A 12,810-nucleotide genomic window follows, 5' to 3' on the forward strand; every position below is an offset into this window, starting at 1 on the left:
CTAGAACGACCAAAGCAAAAATAATAAGGCCTCAATAAAAACTTAGAGTTAGGAAGTAAATATGAGTTCATTACCTAAAGCAGGTGACTTTTTAGGGCATCCTAAAGGGCTGTTCCTGTTGTTCGGCACAGAAATGTGGGAACGATTCGGTTATTATGGCATGCGCGCTATTCTAGTATTGTACTTAGTTGCACTTGTTCAAGAAGGTGGTTTCGGCTGGTCAAATGCCGATGCATTAAGCCTTTACGGTACTTTTACAATGGCTGTTTATATCACACCACTATTGGGTGGTTGGTTAGCAGATAACGTTTTAGGACAACGTAAAGCTATTATCCTTGGTGGTTTACTAATGGCTGCCGGCCATTTCACAATGGGTATTCCGCACAGTTACCTTGCAGGTCAACAAGAGAATGTTTTCTATATTGGTTTAACCTTACTTTGTTTGGGTAATGGTCTGTTTAAGCCAAATATCTCTACTATGGTGGGTGACTTATATAAAGAAGGTGATCAACGTCGTGATGGCGCATTCACTATCTTCTATATGGGTATCAACCTAGGTGGTGCATTAGGTCCACTTGTTGCGGGTTATGCTGCCGCTGCAATGGGCTGGCAATGGGGCTTCATCGTAGCCGGTGTTGGTATGGTGATCTCTGTACTTATGCAACTTGCATTAAGTAACAAATACCTAGGTGATATTGGTGTCGTTCCATCAGCTAAGCTTTCACAAGCTCAGTCTGAATCAAACACTAAAGAGCCTCTTACTAAAGTTGAAACTGACCGTATTAAAGTTATTTTCACCATGAGTGTATTCAGTATCATTTTCTGGATGGGCTTTGAGCAAGCGGGTGGTTTAATGAACCTATTCGCTAACGATTACACTGACCGTATGCTATTAGGCTTTGAAGTCCCTGCTTCATGGTTCCAATCATTAAACTCAATTTTCATCATCGTTTTTGCACCGTTAGTTGCTATCGTTTGGTTGAAGCTGGATAAGCGTGAGCCAAACTCACCTGTTAAGTTCGCTATTGCACTTATTTTCTTAGCACTTGGCTTCATCACAATGATTTTTGCTCTAATGACGCAAGGTCAAGGTGACAATCTGCAAATTAGCATGATGTGGCTGGTTCTTTTCTACCTTTTCCATACCTTAGGTGAATTATGTTTATCACCGATTGGTTTATCAATGGTGAGTAAACTTGCACCATTGCGTTTAGCATCAATGCTTATGGGTATTTGGTTCTTATGTACAGCTGTTGCTAATAAGATTGCTGGTTTCGTAGGTTCATTCCTAGGTGAAGGCGAAGAAGCTGTTGATAATGCAATGGGTATTTTCATCGGCTTAGGTGCTACAGCAATCCTATCTGCTGTCATTATGTACTTACTGAGCGACAAGCTAGTTAAGTGGATGCATGGTGCCGAAGGCCATCATGAGCCGCAAACAACTGAACACATTCTAGCTGAAGAGCTAGAAGTAACTGCCGAAAAGCAGTAAAAAATGTTCCCCCACAGCGCTCGCTGTGGGGTTTTTCTTTATTAATGCTATATCGCTGTCCGCAATACTGATACTATAATTTGATAATAGTTTGTATAGGTTTGGAAGTGATACATTGCGCTTTTTCAATCAACTCTTAATCATTTTTTTTACCACATTACTGCTTGTAGCCTGTGGCGGCGATAAAACAACGAAAGAGGTTGCCACCACCCCAAGTCAGTCTGGTTTAATTATTTCAGTCAGTTCAGGTTTTTCCGAACAATTTGCTAATGGTAGTGTACGCCTAAATGCAGATAGTAATACCGTTTCTACCGATACGACTTTTACCTATACAGAAACAACTGCAACTACAGCAGATATTGAGCAAAACATTGTCTCTGCAAGACATACTTTTAGACCCAATAATTTAGTATTCTCTAAATCGTTAACCCTTTCTATAAAGCTCCCCCAGCAACAAACTAACCTCGCATTTAGTATTGTTATGCTACAAGATGAGCAGTGGCAACCTCTGACAACCAGTTTCAACGAAAAGGGCTTTGCGGTAAGTGAAATTACCACTTTTGGTACCTACGCGTTAATGTCGCGCAGCATTCCTGCAGTCAGTAAAACAATTGGCGAACAATGTGTTGATACAGCAAGTTCACAAACAGTGCGCTTTATTCATGTTGCTGATTTACACGCGCGCTTTGGTTTTAAAGAGCAATTATTCAGCCGTATTCGCAGTTACTACGATAATGCCAAACTGGAAAACCCAAACACTTTGTTCACCAATGGTGGCGATGATTATGAAAAAGGCACCGTAGCCGAGCAAACTTCACAAGGCTTAGCCACGGTCGAGGCAATAAAAGCTATGGCCTTTGACGTACGCGTGATTGGTAACCACGACTATGCATGGGGACCAGAGCAATTACTTGATTTTGCTAATGACGATAATGCCATCGTGCTTTCAAGCAATACTGACTATGAGGGTAACAGTGATACGCCGTTTGCCGGTGTCGATTTTTCAGTTGTGCAAGTAGGTTGCCTTCGAATCGGCTTTTTTGGCATGACTTCCGTGCCTTGGAATGAACTCGATGAACCTATTGAAGACGAGCCAATTCCTGATTTTATTGCTAATTTCAAAATGAATTGGCAATGGCAAGAAGTGGCTGAGCAAATTGTTAATCAGTACCGCCAAGATGTTGATTACATGGTAATGGTGAGTCATTTAGGTGAAGGCACTGACACTCGTATTGCGCAAAATGTTACGGGGATTGATTTAGTACTGGGTGGCCACACCCATGGTGGTGAAAGCTATCAAACTTTAGATAATGGCAGCATTGTTATTCAGCCAAACTTTTTTGCACAAGGCCTAACTGATCTCACGTTAACCTTTAACCTTGAAGACAAAACACTCGCTGATGTTGATTACAATACCATACCAACAACCAGCATTACCAGTTTAGATGAGCGCACAAAAGCCGCCATCGATGAAATCATGGGCCGCTACGCCCCTGATGCAAACACTGAAATTGCCGTTTCAGAAAATTACCCAAGTGCAAAAGAGCTCATTAGTATTACAGCCAAAGCCACTATGCAGCAATTCCCTGCTATTGATGCCGCACTGCTAGATGCAAGCCAAGTACAAGATCGCTGGCTTCCAGGCACCTTAACTCAAGAAGACTTTCATGCGGCGTATAAGGTTGAGCGCCAGCCATCGAATACCCCAGGCTTTAACTCTATTTATCAAGTCTCTGTTACTGGCAGCCAACTAAAAACCATGCTCGCAAGCCAGCCTGAATGGGTTGCTTTAGTGCCTGATAACATCAGTGATGCAACCACATACCAAGTTGCTCTATTTAAAGGCCCTGCACTTAATAGCGAGTTGTTCTTCCCTGCTCTGCCAAACTTAGACGCGCAATTAGTCGCTGAAAGTTGGTGGCTACTTGATAACTACGCACGAGCACGCACTAGCCAATGTTTATACATCGACACTAATAACACACTTAACGCCTGTAAAACTGACGATGCAGTCACGGTATGGAATTTTAATAATCCTGAGCAAGGTTTTAGCAGTGACTTTGGCCCTGCAACACTCAGCTTTTTCGACCCTGAAGAAGAAAACTGGGGACCAGAGAATAGCCAATTTGCGACCACAAGTGAGCTTGCAGTTGCTGATTTACCAAATGGTGCCTCAGGTGTATTGGCGTTTTCTCGCCACAGCCCAACACAAGGCTTAACCTTAACGGCAAATAGCCCTGCAAATGGTGACTACCAAACTGACGGATTTATTTCAGATTACACGCTGGTGATGGACGTGCTTTGGCCAGAGCAAAGCACCAATGAATGGCGTGCATTACTACAAACAGATCTCACTAATAGCAATGATGCAGACCTTTACGTCAGCCGAGATAATGCCATCGGTATCGCCACTCGTGACAGTGGTTACTTTGGCGAGCTTTTGGCAAACAGCTGGCACCGTATTGCTTTTGTGTTTTATGCAGCTCCAAACAATGGCGCACTAAAAATTTACCTTGATGGCGAGCTAATTGGTATTAAAGATGAAGGCGAAATCAATGAACGCTGGGCAATCAACAGTGCAGCGCTACTTTTAACCGATAATGATTACGAAACTAAACCTGGGTATTTAAATGCACTCCTCTTTGCAGGTCGCGCTATGACAGACGCAGAAATTGCAAACATGGGTAGTGCACAACAGCAACTCAACTTCACGCAGTCTACTCGCACCTTAAACCAAGTCATTGAGCGACATTACCAAGCTGCACCTCAAATTATGAATAACCCTTGGTTACAACAACGCAGCAAGTTTTTTAACAAAGCACGCCAAACTGTAAACTAATCGATACATTAAACTTAATAAAAAAGGCCGTCTTAGGCCTTTTTTTAAGCCTAGAAAACCTATTAATTTTCCTTCAAATACATATAGATAAATTAAAATCACGGTACCAAACACTTGCCTTAATGATGACCCATTCACCGCCTCAGATAGTGCAATTGCTGAAATTAAAATCATTGTCCCATTTAATTTACAAAGGAGGCGTTAGCTAAATAGCACCGAGATCTTCCCCTTATCGGTTTTCTGGTTAATCATCCGCTCATTACAGAACAATAATTCTTTTTTTAGCGCAGTGCTTATAATTGCGGGAGTAATGACAATGAGCGAAGTAAATAATCCGTTAGGCCTAATGGGCATTGAATTCACTGAATATGCAACACCGGATGCAGATTACATGGACAAAGTGTTTACTGATTTTGGCTTTTCTAAGCTAAAAAAATTCAAGGGTAAAGACATTGTTTACTACAACCAACATGACATTCATTTCTTACTAAATAATGAGCGTGAAGGTTTTTCTGCTGAATTTGCTAAAAGCCACGGCCCAGCAATCTGTTCTATGGGTTGGCGTGTAGAGAATGCACAAAAAGCATTCGAGGTAGCTGTGGAGCGTGGTGCAAAACCAGCAACAGACTCAACACATAAAAATTTACCATACCCTGCTATTTACGGTATCGGCGACAGCTTAATCTACTTCATCGAACAATTTGGCGACAAAGGTTCTATCTATGAGTCAGATTTCGAAGACTTAAGCGAGCAAAACATTGTTGAAGACAAAGGCTTCATCCGTATCGACCATTTAACCAATAACGTATATAAAGGCACGATGGAAACATGGGCTAACTTCTATAAAGACGTATTTGGCTTTACTGAAGTTCGTTACTTCGACATTAAAGGTCAAAAAACAGCGTTATTATCTTACGCACTTAAATCTCCGTGCGGCACTTTCTCGATTCCAATCAATGAAGGTAAAGATAACAACAACAACCAAATCGATGAGTACTTAAATGAATACAATGGTCCGGGTGTGCAGCATTTAGCATTCCTAACTAACGACCTAGTAAGCTCACTTGATAAGCTTGACCAATCAACAATTGCCACGCTTGATATCATTCCTGAATACTACGACACCATTTTTGACCGTGTGCCTTGGGTTAAAGAAGACAAAGAGAAGATCCGTAAGCATCAAATCCTTGTAGATAGCCAAAGCGAAAACTGTTACTTACTGCAAATCTTCTCGAAGAACCTATTTGGTCCTATCTTTATAGAGATGATCCAACGTGTAGATGACGGCGGTTTCGGTGAAGGTAACTTCCAAGCACTTTTCGAATCAATCGAACGTGATCAAGAGCGTCGTGGTGTAATCTAAATCATTATATTGTCTGAAAAGCAGCGTTATTCACACGCTGCTTTTTGTCGTTTTAAATTCTGTTTTAAACTAACTGTTTAAATTGCGTTGATTGCCTCCATATAGATAATTAATAAATCAGCGCGAACCAATAAGGAAAGAGTATGAGCCTAATTAACGAAACCCACGATATTAATCTAAAAAGCTGGGTTGCATCTGCTAACGAAGCGAACTGTGACTTCCCAATTCAAAACCTTCCTTTTGCAGAAGTACGTCGTAAAAATTCAGACGAAGCGTTCCGTGGCGCTGTAGCAATTGGTGACCAAGTTATCGATTTAGCAAAAGTAAACGAACTTGGTTTATTCTCTGGTGATGCACAGGTTGCCGTTAAAGCAGCAAGCCAAGCTACATTAAATGAATTCATGGGTCTTGGTCAGCAGTATTGGTCTGCACTTCGTCTTGCGCTATCAAAAGCACTCCGCGAAGGTGCCAGTGAGCAAGCACAATTAAGCGAAGCGCTTATCGCTCAAGCAGACATCGAATTTGCGCTGCCGTGTCGCATTGGTGATTACACTGACTTTTATACTTCTATTTACCATGCAACAGCGGTAGGTAGTTTATTCCGTCCTGATAACCCACTTCTACCTAACTACAAATGGGTACCAATTGGTTATCACGGTCGTTCATCATCAATTGACGTATCTGGTCAAACGTTCCACCGCCCTAACGGTCAAACCAAAGCGCCAGATGCAGAAGTACCATCATTCGGCCCTTGTAAACGCCTAGACTACGAACTTGAGTTAGGTATTTACCTTGGTAAAGGTAATGAATTAGGCGATGCAATTGCCATTGAAAATGCTGAAAACCACGTATTTGGTTTCTGTGTATTTAATGACTGGTCTGCACGTGATTTACAAGCGTGGGAATACCAACCGCTTGGCCCATTCCTTGCGAAAAACTTCGCATCGACTGTCTCACCTTGGATTGTTACGACAGAAGCACTTGCGCCATTTAGAACAAACTGGACACGTGACGAAAACGATCCACAACCAATGGACTACTTAGAGTCAGCTCATAACCGTGAGTTTGGTGCATTCGATATCAAAATGGATGTGCAACTAGAAACTGAAAAGATGCGTGCAGCTGGCGAAGCGCCCACACAGGTATCTAAATCTAGCTTTAAACATTCATACTGGACAGTGGCGCAAATGGTCACTCACCACACAGTAAATGGCTGTAACTTCCAACCAGGTGATATGTTAGGTTCGGGTACACAATCGGGCCCTGAGCATGAAGAAGCAGGTTCATTACTAGAGCTATCGCGCGGCGGCAAAGAAAAAATCACTCTTGCTAATGGCGAGCAACGTGCTTTCTTAGAAGACGGCGACAACGTAATTATGCGTGGCTGGTGTGAGAAAGAAGGCTTTGCACGCATCGGTTTTGGTTCTGTTGAAGGAACAGTGCTTCCTGCAAAATAACGATATAGCAGCATACTTAAGGGCCATTTGTGCCCTTTTTTGCTGCTTTTTTTCTTGAGTTACAATTTTTTTCTGGCTTTTTTAGTTCAGATTGTTATCTTAGCTCGGTATTTATCCAATTTTTGCACGCCATGTTTGTTAATATTAAGTCCTTTTATCGTACGTTTTTTCCAGCTAGACAGCTGCTGATCCGTCAAAATGGCGAAGTAAAACACCTAGTATTAGCGCCTTGGGTTCAACTAACTGCATTACTTGCTTTATTAACAGCGGTGACGTGGTTAAGTGTTTCTACTCTGCAAATTATTTCCCAAGCCGATAAAATTACAGATATAAAACAAAGCCAGCTTAGCGAACAGCAAGCATGGCAAAAACAGCATCAACAACAACAAAACGAATACACTAAGCAGCTTGAACAGCTAGCGGTACTTGAGCAAAAACAAGCTTTACTGCAAAGTATGCTTGAATCTTTGCCTGAATCGATGAGCACAGATACGACAACTGATGACTCAGCATCTCCTATATTGCCAACCGAGCAGCATACTGAAGAATTTCATGCCCCATTGGAAGATGAGCCAAATCAGGCCAATAGTTTTAACGCTATTACAGAGCGCTTTGCACGTCTTGATGCTAACTACAACCGCAGCTTTATCTTACTCGATGAACAGATAACACAACGCCATGCGGCGATTATTGCCATGTTAGAAGGAGCTGGTTTAAACGAAACGTTTGCCTCAGAAGCGTTACATGAGCAAGCAGATACAGCACAAGGTGGACCACTCGATTTATTTGATGAATCAAAAATTCCCGCTGAATTTTTAGCCGTTGCAGATAAACTCCTCACTCTAAATAACTTAGAGAACCTGTTAAGTGAGTTACCACAAACGCTTCCAGCAGCTGATTACTATATTTCCAGTAGTTTCGGGCTTCGTAAAGATCCGATGAACGGTCGTCGTGCATTCCATAAAGGTGTCGACTTAGCAGGCTGGCATAAAACAGAGATTTTCGCCCCTGCAGATGGTACTGTACTTCGTGCGGGCCGCAATGGTGGTTACGGTAACTTTATTGAATTACAACATAAAAATGGTTTCGTAACCCGCTTTGGTCATTTAAATAAAATTAAAGTAAAAAAGGGCCAAGCCGTTACTAAAGATGATGTAATTGGTTTGATGGGAAGTACTGGTCGTAGCACAAGTACGCATCTACATTACGAAGTTCTAGTTAATGGCAAACATGTCAACCCTGTAAAAATAACAAAGGCGCTTACTCGTGTTCGGTAAAAAAAAACAAACAACAACTAGCTCAACAAACTCATCGTTAAAAAGAACAAACCTTACCCCTTCAATTATCGCAGAAGACATGCGTCTAACTGGCTCTATTACCAGCCAAGGTGAAGTACAACTTGATGGTCGCATTGATGGTGATCTGCGCGTTAAGCATCTTGTAATAGGCAGCTCAGGTATGGTTGAAGGTGTTGTTGAAGCTGATAGTGTCGTTGTTAAAGGCAAAATTATCGGCTCATTAATCGCAAATAAGGTCGTTATAGAAAGCACTGCTGAGGTTCATGGTGATGTGTTTCACGACACATTGAGCATCGAAGCAGGTGCAATTATTGAAGGTAGCCTTAAGCACCGTCACGAAGAAGATAACATTGCGCCTATCAAGCCAGAAAGCGAAGAGGACTCTCCCTCTTCAATCCTTGCTGATGATGACAATGATCTCTCATTTGTAAATAAACAAGCCGCCGATAAATCCTAACTCTTCTTAGCTGTTACATACATAGTGATATCCGCGGTGAATACTAATTCATCGTGGTTATTGTAGACCTTCACCGGTACAATCAAATCTTGCTTTTCTAGCCATTCTCGTGGCACTTCTATCTTTGCGACAGCACGCATATCGGTGTCAATTTTTGCTAAATAATTAACCGTCATCCCTTTTGGTATCCAGCGATGCGTTTTTGCAGGCACGGTTGCATCAACCATCAAGCCAGCGCATAGCTCTGCCACATTGCACTGTGCGATTGCATGGATAGTTCCTATGTGATTATGGATTGCTCGGCGATTTTTGACGGTTGCACCGCAATACCCTGCTGTTAAATCTGTGATTAATGGCTTTATTGAGCCAAAATAAGGAGCTTTAAAACACACAGCCTTACTAAACAGCCAGTTACCTTTTGGCAATGACTGACATCTAGACCAAATTTTTAATAATGATGATTGTGAACTCACGACGTTTATCCATTATTTTTATGATGTAAGTTAAAAAATTAACACATCAGACCAGATAGCGAAATGGAAATTTTATGTTAGTAAATCTCCTTTTCCTTAATGACTACGTATGTACCTCAGATAAATAGATATCAACGCTTTTCTTTTCTTTAACGGGCACATAAAATATTACTTTAAAGGAGAGCTAATGCAGTCACAGCACAGAAACCTGAGTTTATTATTCATCCTTGGCCTATTGGTCGTTTTTTGCCCTCTAGGTATTGATATTTATCTTCCAGCATTCCCTACCATTGCTGAACAACTCAATGCATCAGAAAAGCAGCTTCAGCAAACAGTGGCTATTTTTATGCTAACAGTGGGTCTTGGTCAGCTAATTGCGGGACCACTTGCCGATAAGTTTGGCCGTAAACCTGTGGCCATTACCGGTGTTACAATTTATGGTCTAGCTGCATTCGGGGCCTATTTGGCTCCAGACTTTACCACGTTGATGATCGCAAGAGCATTACAAGGCTTAGGAGCATGCGCAACTTTTGTCGTTGCTTTTGCAATAGTCAGGGATAAATTTGGTAGCGAACGTAGCGGTCAGATCATTACTTACCTAAATGGTATAGTGTGCTTTATTCCTGCCCTCGCCCCTATTCTAGGCGCATGGTTAACCGTGCAATTTGGTTGGCGAATGAACTTTTTATTTATGGCTGGATTTGCGCTTGTCAGCTTGTGTATCGTTTTATTACTCTTCAAAGAAACACGCCCATCAGATAGTGTTTACAGTGGCCATATTCTCGACTTAAGACGCTTTGTACCAATTATTTCTACACCGCTATTTTTATTTCATAGCTTAATTTGTTTAGTCACTATGTCGGCTATTTTAGTTTTTGTGACCCTCGCACCAGGTTGGCTAATCACTGAACTTGATGGCAGTGTAGCTGACTTCACATTTTGGTTTACCTGTAATGCCGCTCTGAGCATTCTTGCCAGCTTTATTATGCCCATCTATATAAAAAGACAGCCCAAACGTGCTTTAAAAGCTGGACTTATATTATTAGTGTTATCTGGGTGTATTATGCTTGCTCTTAGCCAACAACGCTCAGCCTTAGCTTTAATGTTTCCTATGTTTATTGCCGCCTTTGGCTATGCGCTAACACTTGGCTCATCTGCTGGGCGAGCGCTAAGTTTATTCCCAAAACAAGCTGGAACAGCGTCTGCACTAGTGGGACTTATGCAAATGAGTGGCGCAAGCTTTTTGGTATTTTTAACCCAATTACTGGATCTAGCAACGCCAGTATTGATTGGCGTGCATTTTTTAATGCTCATCCCATTTGCCTACTTACTATTTAAATACAAACAATTATCATAACAATATGGGTAAATAAGAATTATTATACTCTATTTACCCATTTAGACTTCCCGTTATAACTAAATGCTATTAAAGAACTGTTTCTAGAACATTTTATTCCATTTTTCAGTACAATTAAACTTGTACCTACGGATGTATTAAATTATTGTTTACCCAAGTTAACAAAAAGTTAACCTTAATACACGTTTGGGATACAAAAATATGAAAAAGAATAAACTAGCTTTAGCGTTAATCATCAGCGGATTGTGTGCAGCAGGAACAGCCAACGCAGCAGACGATCGTTACATCATCCAAGTAGACAATAACAAAAAAGGTGTTGTGAAAGCACTCGCAAAAAAACTGGGCGGTGATATCAAAGTCGATGGTAATGGTTTTATTGCAGCACAATTCTCCGGTCACGATCTAGCAAGTATAAAAGGCTTGCTTAATAACCCTCACATTAAACTAATTGAAGAAGATCAAAAACGTATACCTATGGCAGTATACAATGACGATGCTGGTAACCCTATGCAGCAACAGTTAACACCTTACGCAGTTTATCAATCACAGGCTGATCAGGTAACGTTTGATGCGAATGCGGGTATGAAAGTGTGTGTAATTGACTCAGGCCTAGATGCAACAAACCCAGACTTCATTTGGGGTAATATCACAGGTGATAACGACAGTGGTACTGGCAACTGGTACGATAATGGCGGCCCGCATGGTACTCACGTAGCGGGTACTATTGGTGCAGCAGATAACAACATTGGTGTTGTAGGTATGGCACCAGGTGTAGCAATGCATATCATCAAAGTATTCAATGCTGAAGGTTGGGGCTACTCATCAGACTTAGCGCACGCGGCGGATTTATGCTCTCAAGCAGGTGCGAATATCATCAGCATGAGCTTAGGTGGCGGTGGTTCAAATAACACCGAATCTAACGCGTTTTCTAATTTCACAAATGCTGGCGGCTTAGTTGTTGCTGCTGCTGGTAACGATGGCAATAGTGTCCGTTCATACCCTGCAGGCTACCCTTCAGTAATGATGGTTGGTGCCAATGATGCAAACAATCAAATTGCCGACTTTTCACAGTTCCCTAGCTGCACTTCAGGTCGCGGTAAACGCGCAACAACAGACGAAACTATCTGTGTAGAAGTAACAGCAGGTGGTGTTGATACACTTTCTACTTACCCTGCAGGTATGGCTACATCAGCTAGCTTAGCAGCTGATGGCGCAGGCTTTGCTACTTCATCAATGGAAAACTCAGGGAATGCATCAGGCACCGCTTATTACATGGGTACTGCTGAAAGTATTGATACTGGCGCAGCGGGCAAAATTTGTATGATTGACCGCGGTAATATCTCGTTCTATGACAAGGTAAGTAACTGCGAGAACTCAGGTGGTATCGGTGCTGTTATCATCAATAACGAAGCGGGTATGTTATACGCTACATTAGGCGATACAAATGATACAACGATTCCAGCTGTAGGTGCTGCACTTGAAGACCGTTCAGCGCTTCTTTCAAGTACCACAATTGATATTGCAATTGGTACCAGTGATTATGGTTTCATGAGCGGTACATCAATGGCAACACCTGCTGTTTCAGGTATTGCAGCACTAGTTTGGTCTAATCACACTGACTGTACAGGTACAGAAATCCGTGATGCCCTTAAAGCAACAGCAGAAGATCAAGGTGCTGCAGGTCACGACGTGTACTTTGGTCACGGTATCGTTAAAGCGGCTGCAGCAGATGCATATCTCACAGCAAATGGTTGTGCAGGCAGCAATGATGGTGGCGGCACAACACCTGGCAGCGATGCTATCAACCTTTCAACATCAGGTTATAAATCAAAAGGCACGGCCTATGTTGATTTAAGCTGGAATGGTGCAGCAACAAGTACTGTTGATATCTATCGTAATGGCAGCAAACTGGGCTCTATGGCAAACACCAATAGCTACACAGATACCATTACAACTAAAGGCGGTGGCTCTTACACTTACCAAGTATGTGAAGCGCAAAGTACAACTATTTGTTCAAATAACAGCACTGCTAATTTCTAATCTCCTACCCTACGAGATAAGCGGGCCATGATGC

General features: G+C 42.0%; 9 protein-coding genes. 8 read left to right on the plus strand and 1 reads right to left on the minus strand.

Features of this window, described 5'->3' with window-relative positions:
• The first annotated feature begins 61 nt into the window (after window positions 1–61).
• From L3V38_RS11520 to L3V38_RS11545, 6 genes are all read left to right on the plus strand, one after another.
• Window positions 62–1,492 (plus strand): peptide MFS transporter, encoded by a 1,431-nt coding sequence (locus tag L3V38_RS11520; RefSeq protein ID WP_130151228.1) that lies wholly within the window; start codon window positions 62–64, stop codon window positions 1,490–1,492.
• A gap of 115 nt (window positions 1,493–1,607) precedes the next feature.
• Complete coding sequence (locus tag L3V38_RS11525; RefSeq protein WP_237119479.1) at window positions 1,608–4,331, plus strand: metallophosphoesterase; 2,724 nt, start codon at window positions 1,608–1,610, stop codon at window positions 4,329–4,331.
• Window positions 4,332–4,647: 316 nt separating this feature from the next.
• A complete protein-coding gene (hppD, locus tag L3V38_RS11530) occupies window positions 4,648–5,694 on the plus strand; it encodes a 4-hydroxyphenylpyruvate dioxygenase (protein ID WP_055021474.1) in 1,047 nt (348 codons plus the stop codon).
• Between the two features lie 143 nt (window positions 5,695–5,837).
• Window positions 5,838–7,151 (plus strand): fumarylacetoacetase, encoded by a 1,314-nt coding sequence (gene fahA / locus L3V38_RS11535; protein ID WP_237119480.1) that lies wholly within the window; start codon window positions 5,838–5,840, stop codon window positions 7,149–7,151.
• A gap of 131 nt (window positions 7,152–7,282) precedes the next feature.
• Complete coding sequence (locus L3V38_RS11540) at window positions 7,283–8,428, plus strand: M23 family metallopeptidase (RefSeq protein WP_237119481.1); 1,146 nt, start codon at window positions 7,283–7,285, stop codon at window positions 8,426–8,428.
• On the plus strand, window positions 8,418–8,906 hold the full coding sequence (locus L3V38_RS11545) for a polymer-forming cytoskeletal protein (protein ID WP_130151224.1): 489 nt from the start codon (window positions 8,418–8,420) through the stop codon (window positions 8,904–8,906). Before L3V38_RS11540 ends, L3V38_RS11545 begins: the two co-directional genes overlap by 11 nt.
• Here the strand turns inward: L3V38_RS11545 and L3V38_RS11550 are convergent.
• The gene (locus L3V38_RS11550) at window positions 8,903–9,379 is read right to left on the minus strand and encodes a hotdog fold domain-containing protein (protein ID WP_130151223.1); all 477 of its coding nucleotides are present in this window, start codon (window positions 9,377–9,379) and stop codon (window positions 8,903–8,905) included. The two genes, L3V38_RS11545 and L3V38_RS11550, sit on opposite strands and share 4 nt — an antisense overlap.
• Before the next feature lie 187 nt (window positions 9,380–9,566).
• Between L3V38_RS11550 and L3V38_RS11555 the strand changes: the two genes are divergently transcribed.
• Both L3V38_RS11555 and L3V38_RS11560 read left to right on the plus strand, forming a co-directional pair.
• Window positions 9,567–10,736 (plus strand): multidrug effflux MFS transporter, encoded by a 1,170-nt coding sequence (locus tag L3V38_RS11555; protein WP_237119482.1) that lies wholly within the window; start codon window positions 9,567–9,569, stop codon window positions 10,734–10,736.
• A 201-nt stretch (window positions 10,737–10,937) separates the two neighbouring features.
• Complete coding sequence (locus L3V38_RS11560) at window positions 10,938–12,776, plus strand: S8 family serine peptidase (RefSeq protein ID WP_237119483.1); 1,839 nt, start codon at window positions 10,938–10,940, stop codon at window positions 12,774–12,776.
• The last annotated feature ends 34 nt before the right edge of the window (window positions 12,777–12,810 follow it).

Origin of the sequence: Pseudoalteromonas sp. L1 (assembly GCF_021728095.1) — a bacterium.
Taxonomy (GTDB): Bacteria; Pseudomonadota; Gammaproteobacteria; order Enterobacterales; family Alteromonadaceae; genus Pseudoalteromonas.

Coding starts and splice junctions, on each gene's coding strand:
- L3V38_RS11520 (WP_130151228.1), top strand. CDS start 62: ATGAGTTCATTACCTAAAGCAGGTGACTTTTTAGGGCATCCTAAAGGG.
- hppD (WP_055021474.1), top strand. CDS start 4,648: ATGAGCGAAGTAAATAATCCGTTAGGCCTAATGGGCATTGAATTCACT.
- fahA (WP_237119480.1), top strand. CDS start 5,838: ATGAGCCTAATTAACGAAACCCACGATATTAATCTAAAAAGCTGGGTT.
- L3V38_RS11540 (WP_237119481.1), top strand. CDS start 7,283: ATGTTTGTTAATATTAAGTCCTTTTATCGTACGTTTTTTCCAGCTAGA.
- L3V38_RS11555 (WP_237119482.1), top strand. CDS start 9,567: ATGCAGTCACAGCACAGAAACCTGAGTTTATTATTCATCCTTGGCCTA.
- L3V38_RS11560 (WP_237119483.1), top strand. CDS start 10,938: ATGAAAAAGAATAAACTAGCTTTAGCGTTAATCATCAGCGGATTGTGT.